The organism is Phocaeicola dorei (genome assembly GCF_013009555.1).
Lineage (GTDB): Bacteria > Bacteroidota > Bacteroidia > Bacteroidales > Bacteroidaceae > Phocaeicola > Phocaeicola dorei.
This window is the reverse complement of record NZ_CP046176.1, coordinates 70,557-93,367: the sequence shown is the minus strand read 5'-3', so window position 1 is coordinate 93,367 and position 22,811 is coordinate 70,557. Positions and strand designations below refer to the sequence as shown.

The following is a 22,811-nucleotide window of genomic DNA, read 5'->3' as shown; positions in this document are numbered from 1 at the left end:
TTTTTCTATTTCCTATTAATGGATGATAATCGCCTATTTCTGTCCATATATATTGGCATTCTATCCTTTAAAGGATACTTTGAAAAGTATTTAGAATCTATCTATTTTGCAATAAGATATATTTCTTCTACTGAATTTGCTATATCATTGTTTATCAGCATTATACATATTCTTTCGTTTCCGGCACGAATACGACCTACCTGAGTAATGCGGTGAACAACTACTTCGGATGCAACTTCAAGCGGTTGATAAATTCCTACAGGGTGGCTCGCGCCAAGGAGCTGCTGGACGGTAAAGATTGCCCGGTGAGCGAGCTTTTCAGCCGTTGCGGGTTTGCCTCCAAGAGCGTGTTCTATGTGGCATTCAGAAAAGTAGTTGGCATGACTCCCCTGCAATATATATCGCAGAGTCGGAGTCCTTTTATGATTCAACGCAATTAAGTCCTTTTATAACAATAAACATTTTGAGTTTTTAAATTTATAAATTTAAAGTTTTTCTATTATGAACAAAAAATTTTTAAGTGCAATCCTGTTCGGAGCCTTGATGGTTTCTTCGACAGGAACATTTGTATCTTGTAAAGACTATGATGATGACATAGACAATTTGCAGGAACAAATTAACAAACTGGCGACTAAGGAGGACATGACTTCTCAGATCGCTACTTTGCAGGCTGCTTTAACTACTGCCGCAAAAGATGCAAGCGATGCTCTTGCTAAGGCAACTGCCGCTGAAACTGCTGCAAAAGCTGCTGGTGATGCTGCCGCTGCTGCAAAAGCCGCTGCAGACAAGGCTGTTGCAGATGCAAAGGCAGAAGCGATCAAAGCTGTTCAAGCAGAAATTGCGACATTAAAAAAGGAAGTAGAAGAATCCACAGATGCTGCATTAAAAGATATGGCAGAGAAAGTTGATGCTGCTACTAAGAAAGTAGAAGACATTGTTGGTAAGATTGCTGATATGGTTACTAGTGTAGAACTGGTGGCTTCGTATTCTGCTAATCCTACAGGCGATGGACTGACTTTTTCTACTGCTATTGAAAAAGAAAATGTATTTAGTGAAGGTATTACAAATGCCATTACCTTCACCAAAGGTAATCAAATTCAAACAGGAGATAAGTTTGTAGTACGTGTGTCTCCGACTAATGCAGTCTTGACTCCAGAAATGATTTCTTTGACTAATAGCCAAGGACAGAATCTGAATGAATTCTTATCTGTTCAGAAAGTTGAGAAATATAACGGGTTATTAAGCCGTGCGGCAGGAAATAATGGATTATGGGAAGTTACAGTTGCTTTAAAGAATTATGATGAAAAAGCTTTTTCTGCTGTAACAGAAACCAAAGTTGGTAATGATACTAAAGCTATTCTCTTTGCTGTACAGGTAAATAACACCTTATCTACCGCTGAAACAAGAGAAGTTATTTCATCTTATGACTTAACTCTGGATTGGCAGGCGTATACTCCACAAAATGGATTGAACTTCTTTGTTAATGAAAAGAATGTAAATAAAATACACAATCGTTATTCTGCTTCTGAAAATAATACTCCTGTAGAATATAAAGAGTTAGAATGGAAAAATGGTGTATCTACTACTGTTATTGGTTTAGACAAATCAAATACAAACGTTAAGCAAGGTGATAATCGTCAAAGAGAATCTGTTTATCCAGCTGTTCAAGGTAAGGCATTGACTATTTCATTGTCAACAAAAGATAATGAAGTAGAAGCTCCTAAAAATATTCGTGCTATTTATGTTACATTAGATAGCCAAAATGCTGTAGAGTCAGCTCCATCTGAAATCAATGCTTGGAACTCTTATGAATATACAGGATTAAATACCGTTGTGGAAGGTACTTCTACAGAAATTACTATTAATGGAGATAATATCATTGATGATATCATTGGTTTCCGTGTGTATGCTGTAAACTATGATGGTACATTGGTTGATCCTGATGGTAAAGCTTTCTATGTGAAATTAGGTAAAGAAGCTGCTACATGGGAAACTGTTAATACGGTAGTAACTCCATCTGCAAATGATGCAACTCTTGTAGATATGACTAAATCAGAAGCAGAAGCTGTTACATTAAGTAAATTATCCGCACCTTATCAAGCCACATGGACTACTGATAAGATTGATAATAACCAACCTGTATTCCATGCATATTTTGTAGACTCAGAAGGACATGAGATTTATGATACAAACTATATGTTAAATGCTACTTTGGAGAGAGTTGATTTCAGCAAAGTTGTTAAAGTTTATACTAGACCAACTGGAGTAGACTGGAAGAAATATGAAGACGGTAAGGAATATAATGGTACATTGACTATCAAAAATGAGGATGGATTTGTATTAGCAACGTTAAATGTTACTATGACTAAAGAAATTCCAACCACTTTACCACAAGGCTTCTCCATTAAAGACAAACAAGTAATTGACGGCATCTATAATTGTTATATGATTGCTGATAATTGGGCTGCAAGTCAAGCTTCTAAGGGTGCAATGCCTATTGAAAACTTGATTAATTTCGGGTTGGGCCAAGCTGACCAATACAATGTAACATTTGCTTCTTCTGTAAAAGATGGAGATAAAGATAAAGATGTAACAGTAAACGGTGCTCAAAGCATTGAAGTTGTAAAATCTTATATTGATAATAAGACAGAGCATGCAACTAAGGTTGTTTACAATTATGGTAAGATTTCTTCAAAGAAAAATAGTGCTGGTGAATATGAAAATGTTATAGTAGAAGCTGCAACATTTAATACAGTTTACTGCTGCTTCTATAAACCGGAAGTACATACTTGGGCATGGGCTACTCGCGAAAATTTAGGATTAGCTGCTAATGCTAACTTGCCTTATTCAACAAATTTGACTTATGGCAATAATGCAGCCGCTCCTACCACTGCACATATCTGGGGTACTAATGCTATAGATAAATTGTTTAGTACAGCACTTAAAGATGCTTATGGATCAAGTCTGAGCATTGAAAGTGCTAAGTTGACTTCTGATGCAACTGGTAAAGAAGACTACTTCAAAGTTGATTTCACTAAGGCAAATGTCTTTGAAGCTATAAAAACAGATATTGGCTCTAATCCGAAACAAGATGTTCCTTCTACATTGACTATTAATTGTAAGGATTCCTATGGACATGATGTAACTATTACATTGAAGATGGTTGTTAAACCTCGTAAATAGTTTTGGATTTGTATTTATTAGAAGGTTTTTACATTCTGTAAAATCTGTATAGAAAAAAGAGGTTGTGTCCAACAGGCACAACCTCTTTATTTTTATAGTTTAGAAATAATCAAATTAATCCTTCTTTACCGTAATCTTAACGGGAACTTCTTGATCAAGATCATAACCCCAAGCATCAGTTACGGTGACTTTGATGTTAGTCTTAACTTCAGTATCAATGCTAGTTCCAGAAACCTTGGTTATAGTAAGAGAACCGTTCTTAGCTGCTACGTAATCATCCTTACCCGGAGTACCAGTTGCAGCTTTATACTCAGTACCATTTACCGGAACTGTGAACAATTCTTCGTTACCAGACTTAAATGTTACAGCTTTGATTTCTTTACGCTTCCAAGTACCATTGTCTGTATCAGAGAAGATACTGTAAACCACTTCTGTATTGTAAGTATGAGCCTTGATATGATTGTCGTTAATTGTATATCCATCCAAAGAAGCAGAAGGAATAACGACCTCATTACCTACAGCGTATACTTTACCCTCCAAAATCGGACTCATAACTTTCAATGTGAAGCTATAAGTTTCATCGCCATAAGACCAGTATCCTAAGTAGTTGACATTACTGATTACTATAGTCAGATTCTGTTTGTAACCCTTCTGAGTACCGTTATCATTTAAATCCTTTGTACCATCGGTATTCAAATCATCTTTCAATCTAATAGTCCATGTAGTAATATCAGTTACTTTCGCTGAAGTAGAAGTCACATTGCTTAATTCTGCCAAGCCATAAGATGTATAGTCACCAACAATCTTGGTTGCATTGTCAAGGTTAGCATCAAATGTAGAAGTACCAACAGTTGTTGCCAGGTTCTTGAATGCATTCTTAATTGTATAGATAGCAGCTTTGTTTGCAGCAGTAGAACCACCTTCATTAGCTGCTTCATCCATATAAGCACTAGCGATATCATTAACCCAAATACCATCCTGATGAACGAACATATCCTTCAAAGCAGGTAATGTCAGAGTCAACTTAATAGTAGCATCAGCTAATTTGGCATCAGCACCTGCATAAACTACTTCAATAGTATACGGAGTATTGACTTTGAAATTAGAAGCAGCTTTTTCATTATCAATAGCGAATTTCACAGTAGTAGCAGCAGCAATCTTGTCTGTTACTGCTTTACCATCCTTATCAAGGAAAGAAGGAGTGATACCCTTAGCGACCAGGGTAGCAGCTTTAGCACCATTTAACCCGGCAACAACATCGCCCTTAGCATCCTTTACAGTGAATGTTGTATTATTTACCAATGCATTTCTGTTGAATACAGCTAGGTTTTCAGCACTCATCTTATCTGTCATGCTCTTCAAATCAATAGAGAAGAAGTTCTTTGTAGCATCTGCAACAATCTTATGAGTTCTTTCATAAACAACTCCGTCAACTAAAGACTTGGTAACCTTCACATAAATATCCTTTGACGCTACGTTACCATTAACATTCAAGTATCTAACGACAACTTTAAATACAGCCTTTGTATCGCTATCCGGCATCTGAGTTGCCTTGAAAGTCATAGCAGCATTGTCATGATCGATAGCAAACAATACATCATCGTCATTAGAATATTCAATATATGCATCATATACGGCATTTGCTGCATCAAAAGTAATCTTATTATCAACATTCAAGTCGATTTCAACAGGAGTTGATTCGGTGCCTAATACAGTACTACCATTTAATTTAACTGTAGCATCATCCATTTTAGTACCATCATGGGTAACTCCAATGCCAAATTGGCTGGTGAAAGTTCCTGCCTCATTTTGTAAAGCAAGTTTTTGCGTATTGATGTCCGAACCATCCACTTTCCAAGCATCAGCTTTGTAATCAGCTTTCTTGACTACTGTAGGAGCCAAAGAGAAAGTATATAATCCTGCTTTCTGAGCAGCTCTGGCCAATACTTTATTATAAGCTACAGCACTGTTCAATGCAAGCCAATCCTGAGAATTTCCCTTGCTATTTACCAAAATAAATGACTGGCCGGTAAAGTCAACTGATGACGGAGCCATACGAACCAATAAAGTCTTTTGATCTTTAGCTGTTGCAACGATATAGTCATCTTTTGCAATTGTACCTTTAGGACCTTCCCATTTTGCAATAACTTTATTTGCTGAATAATTCAATACGACAGCATCAGAGCTTATCTTGTTATCATCACCAAGCAAACCAACGATTTCAAATTCGCTCATCAAAGAAGCTGCTGTTGGAACTTTTACTTCTTGTTTGTTGCCGTTAGCATCAATCACTGTCAATGTCCATCCGTCCGCCTCGCTACCAGCAACGGCTAAGCCAGATACGGGAATATTGCTATTTTCGTATTCGCCTTTATCATTTAAAGTATACCAGAATCCACCCTCGATTTTTACAGGAGCTTTTTCTGCATCTTTAGTCGGGTAAATGCCAGTAGGCTCATTGTCAATTAACATCTGGCCGTCTTTGTCAAAAGTAATTTTCTGAGCATCTTTGCCCGGCTCACCGTCTTTCACATCCAAAGTTACTGTGACAGGACTTCCTTTAGAAAAAGTAAACGTAATACCCTTGCCATCAGCAGTTTTTGCCACACCAGTTACATAGTCTCCGTTGTCAACTGTTGTCTGTAAAGCTGCGATCTGAGACTTCAGCTCCGTCAACTCCTTGTCGATACGATCGATGTCATCATCATAGTCTTTACAAGATACAAACGTTCCTGTTGAAGAAACCATCAAGGCTCCGAACAGGATTGCACTTAAAAATTTTTTGTTCATAATAGAAAAACTTTAAATTTATAAATTTAAAAACTCAAAATGTTTATTGTTATAAAAGGACTTAATTGCGTTGAATCATAAAAGGACTCCGGCTCTGCGATATATATTGCAGGGGAGTCATGCCAACTACTTTTTTGAACGCCACATAGAACACGCTCTTGGAAGCGAACCCACAACGGCTGAAAAGCTCGCTCACCGGGCAATCTTTACCGTCCAGCAGCTCCTTGGCGCGAGCCACCCTGTAGGAATTTATCAACCGCTTGAAGTTGCATCCGAAGTAGTTGTTCACCGCATTACTCAGGTAGGTCGTATTCGTGCCGACTATTGAACTAAACTTTTCTAAAGAGAGCTTTGAATCCAAATATACTTTTCTGATTTCTAGGTTATACAAAATGCTTTTATAGATCTCAAAATCAACTTTTCTTCCGGGCGCTCCTTTCTCGGAAGACAGTGTATTCCACTGCCGTTCTGCATCTTTAAACAGCTTTTCTTTCTGCGTTATAGTAGAAAGCTCATTGCTTTGCGTTTGAAATAGAGCATCCATATTTTAGTCAGTTTCTATAATAGCCATAATTTCATCGGACAAAAGTACCCATTTTACTCTATTCTGCAAGACTTTCCACTAAAAATCTTTATAAAATACAGGAATATTTTAAGAAATAGGAATATCTATATATTCTTTACCTCACAAACAACTATAGAAAGCCTTAAAAGCCTATTAAAGTCAGTAATTACTTTCATTATATATCTTATATATAATAGTATAAATAACATCGACAAAGCAAGGTTTATAACAGATGAAACGCACTTTATTCTCTATAAAAAGAAAAACAAAAATCTAACACTCTCCTTTTATATAACATCTCAAGTCAGTAAGGATTAACAATCATCACATAAAATCATGTCACTTATTTTCCGGTTAAAAAATCTTTTAATCGTCCTAAACAGGGGCTTTTTATTGTTCACAACTAAGTATAATTTAACCTGTATAATCTATTATATCACTTCTATTAACCAAAGGTACAGAATACCATTTTACCAATCATATTTTACACCCATGTTACAATAATCTTCGATATCCTTGTACATCTTATCTATATATTTGGTTACCTTTGGACAAAAGTCACTATATTTGCGTTTATGAAAACATATACAAGCAATCACATCATATTTTTTTCGCCTACACATACGTCCGCGAAAATAGCCCGTGCCATCGGAGGAAGTATAGGTATGGGCAAAAGAATAGAAATAGATCTCACTACAGATGAGAATAGTAGCCCGATAGAAATCAAAGATTCTATCACGATCATTGCAGTTCCTGTGTATGCAGGAAGGGTAGCCCCAATAGCATTGCAACGGCTACGAAGATTAAGAGGCAACAATGCTCCGGCTATTTTAATCACTGTATATGGTAACCGCGATTACGAAGATGCACTAGTCGAATTGAGAGATGAAACTATTCAATTAGGGTTCACTCCACTGGCTGCCGGTGCCTTTATTGGTGAACACAGTTATAGCCGTCCTAACATGCCCATTGCAGAAGGTCGTCCGGATATTACCGATTTACAGACTGCGGAACAATTTGGGAAAGACTGTCTGACAAAACTGGAGAAAGATGAAATATTATCCGATTTTTACATAAAAGGAAATATACCTTATCGCTTTGTAGGCCCCTCTACTCCTGCCGCTCCAGTTTGCACAGAAGAATGTTTTGCCTGTGGCGAATGTATCGAAGTATGTCCTACTCATGCCATTGCTTTAAGCGATGAAGGAAAAATAGAAACAGAGATTACCAAATGCATCAAGTGCTGCGCTTGCGTAAAAGAATGCCCTAATGGTGCACGAGTTTTTGATACTCCTTACACTCCCATGCTGCACCAAAAATGTGCGGCACGCCGTGAACCTGAACTATTTATATAATGAATAACAGAGATAAAAGAGTCTTGGTAGGAATGAGTGGCGGAATAGATAGCTCCGCCACTTGCATCATGCTGCAAGAACAAGGATATGAAGTGGTAGGAGTTACCATGAGAACGTGGGATATCCCTTCCCGCTTTTCCACCCCCGGTCAAGATGAACCTGATGATGTGCTGGAAGCAAAAGCCTTGGCAGAACGGCTGGGAATAGAACACCATGTAGCTGATGTGAGGAAAGAGTTCAAACAGATTATTGTAAAACACTTCATTGATGAGTATATGCAAGGAAGAACTCCCAATCCTTGTGTCCTTTGCAATCCGCTATTCAAAGAGCGAATTCTCTGTGAATGGGCGGACCAAACGAATTGTGCTCATATCTCTACCGGGCATTATTGCAGACTGGAAGAACGGAAGGGAAAACTGTATATCGTAGCGGGAGATGATCAGACAAAAGACCAATCCTATTTTCTATGGAAACTTCCTCAGGAGATACTCCAACGTTTTCTCTTTCCATTGGGAACTTATACCAAGCAGGAAGTACGGGAATATCTCCGACAAAAGGGATTCGAAGCGAAGGCTCGTGGAGGTGAAAGTATGGAAATCTGCTTTATAGAAGGGGATTACCGAAACTTTCTGCGTTCGCAATGCCCGGATATTGACACCCAAGTAGGACCGGGATGGTTTGTAAATAGTAAAGGAGTCAAGATAGGTCAGCACAAAGGCTTTCCTTATTATACAATAGGTCAACGGAAAGGGTTGGAAATCGCTTTGGGGCATCCTGCATACGTTCTACGCATCAATGCAGAAAAGAATACAGTCATGTTAGGGGACGCCGAGGAACTTAAAGCAGAATATATGTTGGTAGAAGACTATCATATCACAGAAATGCAGGATTTACTACAATGCAAGGACTTGTCAGTACGTATCCGCTATCGCAGCAAGCCTATTCCATGTCAAGTGCTCGTATTAGATGAAAAACAACTATTGGTCCGTTTCCTTTCCGAAGCATCCGCCATCGCTCCCGGACAATCAGCCGTTTTTTACGAGGGGAAACGAGTATTAGGAGGTGCATTCATAGCTTCACAGCGCGGCATCCGAAAAATTGCCGCAGATAACCAAGATAAATTTTAGATGATGAAAACATATATCGGATATCTTATTGTCATGTGCAACTTATTATTATGCAGTTGCCAACAGACAACAAGCAATCCTCGTTTCTACGACGAGGGCGTATCGCAAGAACTGGCAATACTACGCAAACAGGAGATTAAAGAGTTGAAATATAAGCTATATTTCTCCATTCCTGAACAAAAATCAGTTCCGGTAAATGGAGAGATTGCCATTGAATTTAATCTGGATGCACCGCAAGAAATTATTCTCGACTTCAGAGAAAAGCCTGAAAAAATAAAATCGGTATCCGTCAATGGACAAACTGCCCGTTATGAATTCCATAACGAGCACATCATCCTACCTGAAAAAAATATAGTAGAAGGCAAAAATAATATCACTATCAAATTTATTGCCGGCAACCAGTCGCTAAACAGAAATGATGAATTTCTGTATACGCTATTAGTGCCCGACCGTGCCCGTACCTTATTCCCTTGTTTCGAACAGCCGAATCTGAAAGCCACATTTTCCCTACGACTGGATATACCAACAGCATGGAAAGCTGTTTCCAATACCTATATTACTAAAGAAGAAACAAAAGGCAACTGCAAAACGGTAACTTTTGCCCCAACTGAACCGTTAAGCACTTATCTCTTTTCCTTTGTCACCGGTAAATTAGAACATCAAGAATATACAGAAGGCAATCGGAAAATCTCAGCATACTACCGCGAAACAGATTCTAAAAAAGTAGCCCAATTAGATACCATCTTCAAACAAGTGACCGCTTCGCTGAACTGGCTGGAAGAATACACCAATGTCCCCTACCCTTTTGCCAAATACGATTTTATTATCTTGCCGGGATTCCAATATGGAGGTATGGAGCACACAGGCGCCACCTTATATAATGACACGCAAATGTTCCTAAGCGAAAATCCCACTCCTGATGAAGAACTTCGCCGAACCCAATTAATCGCCCACGAAACCGCCCACATGTGGTTCGGCGATTTAGTAACGATGAACTGGTTTGATGATGTCTGGACTAAAGAGGTATTTGCCAATTATTTTGCAGCTCTGATTACCGAACCATTATTCCCACAAGTCAATCACCAGCTGAATTGGATGAAGACTTATACAGCCGCATCCTTGTCAGAAGACCGTACACCCGGAACCACTGCAATCCGGCAACCGCTAGATAACCTTCAAAATGCAGGATTAATTTATGGACAGATCATTTATAACAAAGCCCCTGTCATGATGGTAAAACTGGTGGAATTAATGGGAAAAGAAGCATTTCGGGAAGGGATTCAAGAATATTTAAAAACTTACGCTTACGCCAACGCTACTTGGGATGACTTGATACAAATTCTAAACAGTAAAACAGAGCAAGATCTAACCGCTTTCAGCGATGTATGGGTAAACCAAAAAGGAATGCCGATAATCAATTTCGAAGTATCCGGCAAACAGCAGACCATACATCAGCAAGACCCATATCAAAGAGGATTAAACTGGCCTCAAAAATTCAATATCACCCTTTGCGGAACAAGAGACACAACGATAGAAGCTAGCCTGACAGACAGCTTATGCCGTATTACGTTACCCTTTACCCCCACCCGTATTTTGCCCAATACGGACGGAAGAGGATATGGTTTGTTTATTCCTGACAACAACAGTCTCCACTGGCTGCTGGAACATTGGCAAGAAATAGACAATGAAACAACCCGACAGGCAGTTTTAATGATGATGCATGAAAATTATCAAGCAAAAAGAATTCCGAATACTACATGGATGAATGCATTACTCAACGGAATACATTGTGAAAAGAACCCGTTGATAGCTTCGACATTAACCAATTACTTGTCCTCTCCTCTGCAAGAGACATCTTCGGTAGAACGTGATAAAATAGAAAATGAGCTTTATAGACTCAGCTATTCTCATCCGATTCCTTCTTGTCGCATCCAGTTATTACGCCTTCTAATTACAGAAGCAGCAAGTCCGGCTATGATTCAGTGCCTTTATTCCTTATGGGAAACCGAAAGAGTCCAACAATTAAATGAAAAAGATTACACTACATTGGCCTACGAACTGGCCTTGCGTATACCTGAACAAGGAAAAGAAATACTTAAGACACAGCGCCAACGCATCCACAATCCGGACCGTCTACGTCAATTCGATTTCATATCACGTGCGATGACTGCCGATACTTTAAAATTGGACAGTTTGTTCCAATCTTTATTGCAAGCGGAAAACAGAAGGATTGAGCCCTGGGCAGCTACGACCTTAAGCTATCTGAATCATTCTACAAGAAAGGATTATGCGGTGAAATATATCCGTCCGGCATTAGAAGAACTAACAGAGGTTCAACGTACCGGAGATATCTTTTTCCCCCGCAATTGGGTCGGGGCTTTATTAAGGAATCACGATAGCGAAGCGGCCTACAAAGCAGTAGAAACTTTTTTATCGGTTTATCCCGACTATTCTCCTTTATTAAAGAACAAAATACTGCAAGCGGCTTATCCTCTCTACAGGAAATATGCAGATAAAGAAAAAATAAGCTGAAAGAGTCAAGGATTCATTACACCTTGATAGACGGCATGGCGTAATGTACCCTTTTCATCATCGCTATCATAATCCCAGTACATAGCCCCCAGCATCCCTTTCTGATGCAGGAACTGACACTTGAATGCGATGGATTGGGCATTTTCATAATTAACGACCACATGTCCTTGCGAATTTACCATATAAGGAACTTGTGCCGCACTATCCCAACAACTCTGTAAAGAATCCAAAGCGATAATATGACGATAATCCAATAATTCTGGAGCTTCATTAGTCCCATGCCCATAGAACGGAATACCCAATACCAAGCGTCCGACAGGAAAACCTGCGGCAACATGGGCGGCAACCGCATCCTCGCAAGACCATTCCTCAGCCATTTCCGAACGGTACAAGGCCGAATGGTGATTAGGAGATTCCTCCATATCGTATGTCATGATATTGACATAATCCACATAAGGTTCGACAGCCCTTAAGTTGTAATATTTGGCACCTGCCTGTGTAGCAATGGTCAGCAGTTTGTCTTTACCGATAGCATGGCGTACATCCTTCATCAACAAAGAAAAGTTATCAGTATCCTCCGGCGAAAAAGATACACCGGCAGTTCCTATACCGGGATATTCCCAATCTATATCAATTCCGTCCAAATCAAACTGGTCTATCACCCGTTTACAATCTGCAGCAAACGCCATACGTGTACTATCTGTCTGTGCCATCTCACTAAACCTACTGCTTCCCCATCCGCCTACAGACAGCAAAACTTTCAAAGACGTTTTCTTTTCACGCAGCCCCACCACCATTTGCAAACGTGGTTCATTATCTATACGTATTCCTTTGAAATTATCTGTAACATGCCCAAATGCATAATTAATATGGGTCAAACATGCCGGATCGGGCGTACTTTCTCCCCATGAAGTGACATATGCCAGAACCACATATTTCGACTCATTCTCCGCTACCTTAATCTGCGAAGACCGCTTTTTGTCCTGACAAGCAACCACCAGTAGCAAAAAGAAAAGACCTGCTATTAATTTAAAGGTTCTCATACATAATAAAAGAGTTTAAAACAATGAGAGCTATTCGATTTATTTGTAACCGGCAGCAAACTCTTTTGAAATCGAATTATTCAAACTCATACAAACATCGGCACTGAAATCCTTTCCACAACGAATCACATGGTCCCAGTCATCTTCCGACAGTTCATCCAAATCATCCTGACGGATACGATATTTTAGCAATCCGAAAACTACTCCGGCGTTAAAATTATCTCCGGCTCCCACTGTACTGACAGTCTGCAAAGGATCCGCTTCATAATGCTTTTTTATATTCTTTGTATACAGGCGAATTCCTTTTCCACCGTGCGTGCAAATAAAATGCGGACAATAAAATTCAATCTTACTTTTATAAACCTTATCCGCATCTGTCAAACCAAACATATTCTCAAAATCCTCAACGGAGCCACGAATAATATCAGCATATTCAAAATTCTCAAGAATAACAGGAAGCAGCTTTATCGCCTCGTTCTTGTGAGTACTGCGGAAATTCACGTCATAATAAATGATAGCCCCTTTTTCACGAGCTTTATCCAACAGTTCTTTTACTTTATCACGCAATTGAGGCGTTACAGCATAATAAGAGCCGATCATCACAATGTCATCCCGATGTATTTCAGGCATTGTCACATCCAGCCTCAACCGTGGATAATCTTTATAAAAAAGATATTCAGCATCATTCTGTTCATTCAGAAAAGCTAAAGACACAGGTGACTTTCCTTCAGGAAACACATTCACATGATCTGTGCTTACTCCATTCTCTCGCATAAACTTCAGAATGATATCGCCCACTTTGTCATTTCCCGTTTCACTGATAAAAGTTACATTGACTCCCAAACGCCCCAATGAAATAATTCCATTGAAAACCGAGCCACCGGGAACTGCTGCCGTAGGTTGGCTATCTTTAAAAAGAATATCCAGAATGGTTTCACCTATACCTATTACTTTTCTCATTTTTATATTTACGATTTATATACATAAAACCGGAACACAAATGACACAAATCCTTTAATAAAATTCTATTTGCATTATTTGTGTTCTTTGCCTTCCAGTTGGTTCTATTTTATTTTACTTACTTAACTCACGTGAACGCTCACCTAAGTATCCTCCATGATGACGTTTACTATACTCTTCGATGGTAAAACCGGTCTTTTTCATGGTTTCCACTACCAAAATATCACCTATCACAGTCATAACCGTAGTTGAAGTTGTGGGGGTCATACCCAGAGCACACACTTCATCAGGATGCCCTGTACACAAGCAAATATCAGATTCTCTAGCCAATGGACTATCCGCATTTCCGGTAATAACAATATATTTCAACTTCGGGTTCAAATTATGTGCAAGTTGTGTCAGTTCCACAATTTCACGGGTTTTTCCTGAATTAGAAATCAGAAGCAGCAAATCATTCTCCTGCAAAATCCCCAAATCCCCATGTTGGGCTTCACTGGGATGTAAAAACACTGCCGGAATACCTGTAGAGCAAAAAGTCGTAGCTATATTCATAGCTATCTGTCCAGCCTTACCCATACCGGTAGTCACCAGCTTTCCTTTTTTACGGTGTATTTGCTCAACAATCAATTCCACTGCTTTCTCATAAGCATCAGTTATAGGAATATTCAAAACAGCCTGAGCCTCTTTCTGCAACAATTCGTGTATAGATGTCATCATAATAGGTTACATGAATATTATTTAAGTAGTTCGGTTAGTTCTCTCAAGTCATTGGCAACAGCAAAATAACTGTTCAACGGATGATGGGCAAAATGCTGCCTCTCCAATCCGGCCAAAAAGTCGATAATGCCATTCCAAAAGCCATTTATATTATAAAAAATTACTTTTTTACGATGATAGTCCAGCGTAGCGGCCGCCATTACATGAGAAACCTCATCCAGTGTACCCACTCCTCCCGGCAAAGCTATCACTACATCCGACTCATTCAACATCACATCTTTACGGTCACTCAAATTATCCGTACGGAAAGTCACATCCACCAAATCGCTGGCTCGTCCACGTTCTTCCAATTTGGTCGGAATAACTCCCATTATCATCGAACCGTTGTCTTTGGCTGCCTTGGCAATACATTCCATCAATCCGATATTAGCACCTCCATACACTAACGTCTTCTTGTTTTGTCCCATCCAAACGCCCAACTCACGTGCTTTTTCAAAAAACACAGGCTCTATATTCTCGGATGCGGAACAGAAAATAGCAATTTTATCCATCATCTTGTTTTCTGTTAGTAAATACAAATATCTGCATTTTTTGAAGAACGGCAATAACTTTTGTTGTATTTTTGCCAACCGAAACTTATTTGAAGCAAAAAACAATGTCATACAATACTTTCACCTTGCCTAACGGGCTGCGCATTATTCACGCTCCCAATCAGTCTAATGTAGCCTATTGCGGCTTTGCCGTCGATGCCGGAACCCGTGATGAAAACGAACAAGAACAGGGAATGGCCCATTTCGTGGAACACCTTATCTTTAAAGGAACACAAAAAAGACATGCATGGCACATCCTGAACCGCATGGAAAATGTAGGCGGAGATTTAAATGCATATACAAATAAGGAAGAAACAGTGATATACAGTGCTTTCCTGGTAGAACACTTCTCACGGGCAGCAGAATTGCTGGCAGATATTGTATTTCACAGCACCTTCCCACAACATGAGATTGACAAAGAAGTGGAAGTGATTATTGATGAAATACAAAGTTATGAAGACAGTCCGTCAGAACTGATTTTTGATGATTTTGAGGAATTGATATTTCCCGATCATCCTTTGGGAAGAAATATTTTGGGAAAACCGGACTTATTGCGTAGTTTCAAAAGCAAACATGCCTTGAATTTCACTTCCCGTTTTTACAAAGCTACCAATATGATCTTTTTCATTCAAGGCAATATAGACTTTAAAAAAGTGATACGCACCATAGAGAAAGTGACAGCCGACATCCCTTTTTCCATTACTGAACGCCAACGGACAGAACCTTTTCTCTATATTCCTAAGGCATTGACACTGAATAAAGAAACACATCAAGCCCATGTAATGATAGGCAGCCGAGGATATAATGCATATAATGAAAAACGAACCGGACTTTACCTGCTTAACAATCTGTTGGGCGGACCTGGTATGAACAGCCGGCTAAACGTTTCCTTGCGCGAACGCCGGGGGCTGGTCTATAACGTAGAAGCCAATCTGACCTCATACACAGACACAGGAGTGTTCTGCATCTATTTCGGAACTGATCCGGAAGATGCAGACCGTTGCATCGGACTAGTTCATAAAGAATTGAAAAAACTGCGTGACAGCAAACTAAGTTCCTCACAACTGAATGCTGCAAAAAAACAAATCATCGGACAAATAGGGGTTGCCGGAGACAATTTTGAGAACAATGCATTGGATATGGGAAAAACTTTCTTACACTATGGTAAATTTGAAGGTCCGGAAGAAGTATTCAAACGGATAGAAATGCTGACAGCAGAACATTTGTGGGATATCGCCAATGAAATGTTCGATGAAAATTATCTTTCAACCCTGATATACCTATAAAAACAGGAAATCACCCTAAATTTCAAACATTACATTTCTCACAAATAAAAATCTAATTGTATTTTTGTAGAAATACCTTTAACTAATATCATTAATTTATGAAGAAACTTCAGCTATGCATTTTAGGAAGCCTATTCGCAGCTTCCTTACAGGCACAGAGTACAGATTACACCAAAGGATTGAGCATCTGGTTTGATACCCCTAATAATTTGGACGGACGCGCTTCCTGGTATTCTCCTGTAACAGACAAAGCGTGGGAAAACAACTCGCTCCCCATAGGAAACGGCAGTTTAGGAGGCAATGTTATGGGATCTATAGCGGCAGAACGAATCACTTTAAACGAAAAGACACTATGGCGCGGAGGACCAAACACAGAAAAGGGAGCAGCTTATTATTGGAACGTAAATAAAGAGTCAGCACACCTATTACCCGAAATCCGCCAAGCATTTACAGACGGCAACCAGAAAAAAGCAGAAGAACTTACCTGCAAAAATTTCAACGGACTAGCCGATTATGAGCCAAGCCGTGAAACACCTTTTCGTTTCGGCTCCTTTACTACATTAGGAGAAGCTTACATCGAAACCGGTTTAAGTGAGATCGGTATGACCAATTATAAACGCATCCTGTCTCTTGACTCGGCCATGGCAGTAGTCAGTTTTCGCAAAGATGAAGTGAACTACGAGCGTAAATACTTTGTTTCCTACCCCGACAGCGTGATGGTGCTGAAGTTCACAGCCGACCGTCCCGGTATGCAAAACCTGATATTCAGCTATGGCAGCAACCCTGAAGCCATAGGTGATATCAAAGCAGATGGCCCCAATCGTTTACTCTACACCGGTTGCCTCAAAAACAACCAAATGAAATTTGCTCTCCGCATACAAGCCATAAACAAAGGAGGAAGCCTGAACACGACTGATGGCAAATTCATTGTTCGCAATGCGGATGAAGTCATTTTTCTGCTAACCGCAGATACCGATTATAAACTCAACTTCAATCCAGACTTCAAAGACCCCAAGACGTATGTCGGTCCTGATCCGGAACAAACAACCCTAGCCATGATGGACGCTGCCGCCGCCAAAAGTTACAACGAATTATGCGAACGGCACAAAACGGACTATACCCAACTGTTTGGAAGAGTCCAACTACAACTGAACCCTCGTGCCCCCATGACCTTACAATATCCTGCCGTTACAGACCTCCCCACCTATCAACGTCTAGCACGCTATCGCAAAGGAAATCCGGACTACCGGCTGGAAGAAATCTATTATCAGTTCGGGCGATACTTATTAATTGCCAGTTCACGCCCCGGCAATCTCCCGGCCAACCTGCAAGGAATGTGGGCCAACGGGGTAGATGGCCCATGGCATGTAGATTACCATAATAATATCAACATCCAGATGAACTACTGGCCTGCTTGCTCCACCAATCTGAACGAATGTGTATGGCCTTTGATAGACTTCATCCGTACCTTGGTGAAACCGGGAGAAAAGACAGCCCAAGCCTATTTCGGCGCACGTGGATGGACAGCCTCCATCTCCGGAAACATTTTCGGATTCACCTCCCCTTTGACCGATGAAAATATGTCCTGGAACTTTAACCCGATGGCAGGTCCCTGGCTGGCAACTCACATTTGGGAATACTATGATTACACCCGCGACAAAAAATTCCTGAAAGAAGTAGGCTATGATCTTATCAAGAGCAGTGCCAACTTCGCTATAGACTATTTATGGCATAAACCAGACGGAACCTATACTGCTGCTCCTTCCACTTCTCCCGAGCATGGACCTGTAGACCAAGGAGCCACTTTTGTACATGCTGTAGTCCGCGAAATATTACTCAATGCCATTGATGCCAGCAAAGCACTGGGTGTCGATTCCAAAGACCGTAAACAATGGCAATATGTATTGAACCATCTTGTACCCTATCAAATAGGACGTTATGGTCAGTTAATGGAATGGTCAACAGACATAGACGACCCCAAAGACGAGCATCGTCACGTCAACCATTTATTCGGACTGCATCCGGGACACACCCTCTCACCAATTATGACTCCCGAATTGACCCATGCCGCCAAAGTTGTTTTAGAACACCGCGGTGACGGAGCTACCGGCTGGAGTATGGGATGGAAACTGAATCAATGGGCACGTCTGCAAGACGGTAACCACGCCTACAAACTATTTGGCAACTTACTAAAAAATGGGACTTTGGACAACTTATGGGATACCCATCCGCCTTTTCAAATTGACGGTAACTTTGGCGGAACTGCCGGTATCACAGAAATGCTGTTGCAAAGTCACATGGGATTCATCCAATTGCTCCCAGCCTTGCCAGACGCATGGAAAGAAGGTTCTGTAAAGGGGCTTTGTGCCAAAGGTAACTTTGAAATTAACATTACCTGGCAGGATGGTAAATTAAAAGAGGCCGTTATTTTGTCCAAAGCCGGTGAACCCTGCAATCTGAGATATGGTAACCGGACTTTTACCTTTAAGACAACTAAAGGAAAGAAATATAAAATAATGGTTGAGAATGAAAAACTGAAAAAAATCCCATTATAAGGACAAAAAACCTGTCAGACAAATCCCCCTCATTCTCCAATCTATTTTGTCATTCTGAACACTATGTTATCTTCTACATCTGTTCAGAATGACAAATTACATATAATATCACAGCTATTCTCGGTTATCAATATCCTCTTTACCGCTTTGAATTTCAAAACCTATTTCTTATATTTGTACAAATATTTGTTTTAAGACCTTATCTGAATGAGAAAAACCGTCTATGTAATCCTGGCTCTATGTTGTTTTATCATAAAGACTTATTCCATCAACCGTCCTTATTATCATTTTAAACAACTTTCTATTAAAGAAGGGCTTCCAACCTCTATAACATCCCTATACGATGACAAAAACGGTTCATTATGGGTCGGAACCACTCAGGGAATATATCGTTTCAATGGAGAAAAAATCAAGAAATATAATCTACCGGACTTATTACGTAAAAACAGCCACTACATCAACGATATTTTCGGAGATAATGAAGAGCGGATATGGGCGGTCACCTCACAAGGAATCAGTTATTATGAATATGAGAAAGACTCCCTGCAAATCTTTCTGCGGCATAATAAACCGGTAAAGACTTCCATTATAGCAACAGAAGGAAGCAAACTGTTGATACCTGTAACCGACACATTACTTGTATATGAAAAAGAATTAAAACATTCCAAAGCAATCCCTTTAAAAACAACAGGAATCCGTATTATCAAGATGGAGCCTTTCGATTCCACTCATTACTTGATAATAAACAATGCATGGAAAATAAAGTTATTAAATAAACATACAGGAGAAATAACCGATTCTCCATTCGGTGAATCATACAATGCATACGATCTATATAAGGATTCTTCCGGACATTACTGGGTTTCCTTCTATGGGCAAGGAGTAAAATGTTATAATCAGGACGGACAACTGCTGACCTCCTATAATACCCGTAATTCAAACTTGAGCAACGATATCGTTCTTGATATAACAGAATGGAATAAAACCATTTGGCTGGCAACAGACGGAGGCGGAGTGAATATCATCTATCCGGACACTCGTGATATTCAAATCTTATCAAACAAGGAAAACCGACAATTCCCAGCCAATTCAGTAACATGCCTATGCCATAGCAACAACCACATGTGGATAGGTATGGTCCGGGAAGGAGTATTAGGAGCAGAAAAAGGCTTTATCACCACCTATACCAAAGCTGCACAAAACCCAGCCTCAGGTTTATCCGACAAATGCCCCTTATGTTTATGGGAAGACAAAGACGGACGAATCTGGATTGGTACAGATGGAGGCGGCATCAACTGCTTTGACCCGCAAACGGAACATTTTACCCACTATCCGCAAACATTGGGAGAAAAGATAGTATCTATTTGTCCTTTATCCGAAACCGAACTGCTAGCGTCCAGTTTCTCAAAAGGAATTTTTCGTTTCAATAAAAAGACTGGAAGCTACCAACGTTTCTCTCTTCCGGACAAAGATGCAGAAACAAAGCTGGCAAGCTCCAGTGCACCCACCAATATACGAGTTAATGATCAAAACGAAATCGAACTATATGGCAATGCTTTTTATCGATATATACCCGGTAGTCAACAATTGATTCCCATTTTTCCCAGTAATCAACAATTGCAATATTCCTGGGTTTACATGGGAAAATACCGTACTTATCCTTTTTTTCACGACCGAAGCAACGTATTCCAGTACAATAAAGAAAAGAATGAATACGAAACCATAGCTTATGAGAAGAACAACCAAATATTAGCTGCAAGCATTGACACTTTAGGGACTCTATGGATAGCAGGACCTAACGGAATTACCCGAATTTACCTGCCCTCAAACCGTAAAGAGCCCTTAAAGTTACCCGATGGAAACGACGTAATCACTTCTTTAGTCATCGATCATGAAGGAATCGTATGGATGGGATCATTAGGGATCATATACGCTTATAATCCACAAAAAAATCATTTTGTAATCTACAATGAAATGGATGGAGTATTACCTAATGATTTCTTGGCCAAACCTGTATTGGTGGCTAGTGACGGCAATATATACATGGGTGGTTCTGAAGGATTGGTACGAATAAACAAAGCCCTAAAATCTGCCTCCATTCCTCCGCCCATCACTCTTGAATTACAGGAAGTATCTTTAAACGGTACTATAGTCCCCTTCAATTCCCAATCAACGATGGAAATTCCTTACAATTTCTCCTCTCTACAAATACATACACAACTAGAAGGAGAAAATGTTTTTCACAAGCGTATATATCGGTTCCGCATAAAAGGGTTAAATAAAGAATACACGGAAACATCCCGTCCTCATCTTATTTTGCACACCATCTCTCCGGGTAATTACAGCATAACTGTTCAATGTACCCAAAACGATGGGAATTGGAGTTCTGAATTCACGTTACTGAAATTTACCGTTCTTCCTCCGTGGTGGCAGCAGTCTTGGTTCATCCTAATATGTGCAGTCATCATTATTCTTTCCATTATCTATGCCATACGAGCCCACGACCAACATCTGAAACGAAAATACAAGGAACAAGAACGTACCATCTATAAGGAAAAGGTAAAAGCGTTAATCAATATCAACCATGAACTACGCACTCCTTTAACCTTAATCTATACACCGCTGAAACAACTCACAAACAGCAAGCAAATCCCATACGAACTCCGTAGCAAGCTATATGGTGCATTCAAACAGGCACGCCAAATGAAAAATATCATTGACATGATTCTGAACATGCGCAAAATGGAGGTGGAGAAGAATATCCTGCGCATGTCTCCCGCGCCTTTTAATGAATGGCTGCAAAGTATCCTGAATGATTTCAAGGATGAACTTTCATTACGTAACATTTCGTTGATATTTGCTCCCGATACTGCTATAGATAGTATGTATTTCGACCATAGCCAATGCGAAATCATTATAAATAACCTCTTGACAAATGCCTATAAATTCAGCGAAGAAAACTCTACCGTTACAGTTTCCACTTATCTGGAAGGCAACGGGAGCCGCATCCGGATAACTGTAAAGGACGAAGGAACAGGACTTCAAAAAGAGGACATCGCCAACTTATTCACCCGTTTCTATCAAGGCAAACATAGCCTGCAAGGTTCAGGAATCGGCTTGTCATATGCCAAACAACTGGTCGAAATGCATGGAGGCATTATCGGAGCACAAAATAATGAAACCAAAGGAGCGACCTTCTTTTTCACCTTACCGTATAGACAGGAAGCCGCCGACATTCAATCCACACCTCAAACCTATTTGAATGACGCATTACATCTATCAGCCGACATAGATCGCAAACAACCTCAACAAGACAGCATAGAGAAATTCCATTCTATTTTAATAGTGGAAGATGATCGTGACTTATGTAATTACCTGATTTGTAATCTACAAGTTCTGTTTGAAGAAGTATATGAAGCCCATGATGGTATGGAAGCACTCCCTATCCTCACGTCACGACGTCCCCAAATTGTATTAAGTGACATAAAAATGCCTCGCATGAACGGCTTCGAACTATGTCGCTATATTAAACAAAAGCCTGATTTAAACTACATGCCCGTAATCTTACTTACCTCCTGCGTTGATGACACCAGTATGGAAGAAGGATACAAAATGGGCGCAGAAGCCTATATTACCAAACCGTTCGATATGGATATGCTGTTTATTCAGATACAGAATATCATGCATAATCACAACTTCATGAAAAATCACTATGCCACCATAGATATCCCTATACAAAAACAGGAGAACCTGAATTATATCAATGAACAGCTAATGATCCAATTCAACCGCATTATCAATGAAAATATCAGCAATGTAAATATGGACGTTAATTTCATAGCACAACAAATGGGAATGAGCCGTGCATCACTCTACAATAAGACTAAAGGGATGATGGATATGGGCATCAGCGAATACATCATTAAATGCCGTCTGGAATATGCACGTAAATTATTAGACACGACCACATTATCCATTGGCGAAGTGGCAGAACAGACAGGATTCAAACACTCACGTAATTTCAGTACTGTATTTAAGAATATAGTGGGAATGAGTCCGTCTGATTATAGGAAAAAAGATTCCCGACCTTCTTGCAAATAGAAGAATC

Annotated in this window: 14 protein-coding genes; 8 read left to right on the top strand and 6 right to left on the bottom strand. The window is 39.8% G+C overall.

The features are described from left to right. The first annotated feature begins 212 nt into the window (after positions 1–212). Both GKD17_RS00335 and GKD17_RS00330 read left to right on the top strand, forming a co-directional pair. Entirely contained in the window at positions 213–440 is a 228-nt protein-coding gene (locus GKD17_RS00335; protein WP_080565222.1) for a helix-turn-helix domain-containing protein, read from the top strand. A 61-nt stretch (positions 441–501) separates the two neighbouring features. Further along, positions 502–3,183, top strand: a complete 2,682-nt coding sequence (locus GKD17_RS00330) for a cell surface protein (RefSeq protein ID WP_087339872.1) — start codon at positions 502–504, stop codon at positions 3,181–3,183. A gap of 114 nt (positions 3,184–3,297) precedes the next feature. On the opposite strand, the gene GKD17_RS00325 is transcribed toward GKD17_RS00330, so the two are convergent. Further along, positions 3,298–5,973, bottom strand: coding sequence for a PL29 family lyase N-terminal domain-containing protein (locus tag GKD17_RS00325; RefSeq protein ID WP_132039539.1), 2,676 nt, complete (start codon positions 5,971–5,973; stop codon positions 3,298–3,300). A gap of 61 nt (positions 5,974–6,034) precedes the next feature. Continuing rightward, positions 6,035–6,517, bottom strand: coding sequence for a helix-turn-helix domain-containing protein (locus tag GKD17_RS00320; protein ID WP_170272820.1), 483 nt, complete (start codon positions 6,515–6,517; stop codon positions 6,035–6,037). A 596-nt stretch (positions 6,518–7,113) separates the two neighbouring features. Here GKD17_RS00320 and GKD17_RS00315 point away from each other — a divergent pair. Genes GKD17_RS00315 through GKD17_RS00305 form a run of 3 tightly spaced genes read left to right on the top strand, consistent with a single transcriptional unit; the run spans position 7,114 to position 11,552 of the window. Continuing rightward, a complete protein-coding gene (locus tag GKD17_RS00315) occupies positions 7,114–7,893 on the top strand; it encodes a 4Fe-4S binding protein (protein ID WP_007834423.1) in 780 nt (259 codons plus the stop codon). Then, positions 7,893–9,020 (top strand): tRNA 2-thiouridine(34) synthase MnmA, encoded by a 1,128-nt coding sequence (gene mnmA / locus GKD17_RS00310; protein WP_007834421.1) that lies wholly within the window; start codon positions 7,893–7,895, stop codon positions 9,018–9,020. The genes GKD17_RS00315 and mnmA overlap by 1 nt, the downstream gene beginning before the upstream one ends. Before the next feature lie 3 nt (positions 9,021–9,023). After that, entirely contained in the window at positions 9,024–11,552 is a 2,529-nt protein-coding gene (locus GKD17_RS00305; protein ID WP_007841785.1) for a M1 family metallopeptidase, read from the top strand. A gap of 5 nt (positions 11,553–11,557) precedes the next feature. Here the strand turns inward: GKD17_RS00305 and GKD17_RS00300 are convergent, their stop codons facing one another. From GKD17_RS00300 to GKD17_RS00285, 4 genes are all read right to left on the bottom strand, one after another. After that, positions 11,558–12,595 (bottom strand): glycoside hydrolase family 18 protein, encoded by a 1,038-nt coding sequence (locus GKD17_RS00300; RefSeq protein ID WP_007834417.1) that lies wholly within the window; start codon positions 12,593–12,595, stop codon positions 11,558–11,560. A gap of 39 nt (positions 12,596–12,634) precedes the next feature. Further along, positions 12,635–13,555 (bottom strand): carbohydrate kinase family protein, encoded by a 921-nt coding sequence (locus GKD17_RS00295; RefSeq protein WP_007834416.1) that lies wholly within the window; start codon positions 13,553–13,555, stop codon positions 12,635–12,637. Positions 13,556–13,669: 114 nt separating this feature from the next. Next, entirely contained in the window at positions 13,670–14,272 is a 603-nt protein-coding gene (locus GKD17_RS00290) for an SIS domain-containing protein (protein ID WP_007834415.1), read from the bottom strand. A gap of 17 nt (positions 14,273–14,289) precedes the next feature. Continuing rightward, positions 14,290–14,823: an LOG family protein gene (locus tag GKD17_RS00285; RefSeq protein ID WP_032936063.1), complete on the bottom strand. Its 534-nt coding sequence runs from the start codon at positions 14,821–14,823 to the stop codon at positions 14,290–14,292. A gap of 104 nt (positions 14,824–14,927) precedes the next feature. Between GKD17_RS00285 and GKD17_RS00280 the strand changes: the two genes are divergently transcribed. The 3 genes from GKD17_RS00280 to GKD17_RS00270 all read left to right on the top strand — a co-directional run bounded on the left by GKD17_RS00280 (position 14,928) and on the right by GKD17_RS00270 (position 22,804). Next, on the top strand, positions 14,928–16,148 hold the full coding sequence (locus tag GKD17_RS00280) for a M16 family metallopeptidase (protein WP_007834412.1): 1,221 nt from the start codon (positions 14,928–14,930) through the stop codon (positions 16,146–16,148). Positions 16,149–16,246: 98 nt separating this feature from the next. Next, entirely contained in the window at positions 16,247–18,703 is a 2,457-nt protein-coding gene (locus GKD17_RS00275) for a glycoside hydrolase family 95 protein (protein ID WP_007834411.1), read from the top strand. Between the two features lie 207 nt (positions 18,704–18,910). After that, complete coding sequence (locus GKD17_RS00270; protein ID WP_007834409.1) at positions 18,911–22,804, top strand: hybrid sensor histidine kinase/response regulator transcription factor; 3,894 nt, start codon at positions 18,911–18,913, stop codon at positions 22,802–22,804. Positions 22,805–22,811 lie beyond the last annotated feature (7 nt).

Bases quoted from the DNA above. Each gene is read 5' to 3' on its own strand.
- GKD17_RS00330 (WP_087339872.1), top strand. From the start codon at position 502: ATGAACAAAAAATTTTTAAGTGCAATCCTGTTCGGAGCCTTGATGGTT.
- GKD17_RS00325 (WP_132039539.1), bottom strand. From the start codon at position 5,973: ATGAACAAAAAATTTTTAAGTGCAATCCTGTTCGGAGCCTTGATGGTT.
- GKD17_RS00320 (WP_170272820.1), bottom strand. From the start codon at position 6,517: ATGGATGCTCTATTTCAAACGCAAAGCAATGAGCTTTCTACTATAACG.
- GKD17_RS00315 (WP_007834423.1), top strand. From the start codon at position 7,114: ATGAAAACATATACAAGCAATCACATCATATTTTTTTCGCCTACACAT.
- mnmA (WP_007834421.1), top strand. From the start codon at position 7,893: ATGAATAACAGAGATAAAAGAGTCTTGGTAGGAATGAGTGGCGGAATA.
- GKD17_RS00305 (WP_007841785.1), top strand. From the start codon at position 9,024: ATGAAAACATATATCGGATATCTTATTGTCATGTGCAACTTATTATTA.
- GKD17_RS00300 (WP_007834417.1), bottom strand. From the start codon at position 12,595: ATGAGAACCTTTAAATTAATAGCAGGTCTTTTCTTTTTGCTACTGGTG.
- GKD17_RS00295 (WP_007834416.1), bottom strand. From the start codon at position 13,555: ATGAGAAAAGTAATAGGTATAGGTGAAACCATTCTGGATATTCTTTTT.
- GKD17_RS00290 (WP_007834415.1), bottom strand. From the start codon at position 14,272: ATGATGACATCTATACACGAATTGTTGCAGAAAGAGGCTCAGGCTGTT.
- GKD17_RS00285 (WP_032936063.1), bottom strand. From the start codon at position 14,823: ATGGATAAAATTGCTATTTTCTGTTCCGCATCCGAGAATATAGAGCCT.
- GKD17_RS00280 (WP_007834412.1), top strand. From the start codon at position 14,928: ATGTCATACAATACTTTCACCTTGCCTAACGGGCTGCGCATTATTCAC.
- GKD17_RS00275 (WP_007834411.1), top strand. From the start codon at position 16,247: ATGAAGAAACTTCAGCTATGCATTTTAGGAAGCCTATTCGCAGCTTCC.
- GKD17_RS00270 (WP_007834409.1), top strand. From the start codon at position 18,911: ATGAGAAAAACCGTCTATGTAATCCTGGCTCTATGTTGTTTTATCATA.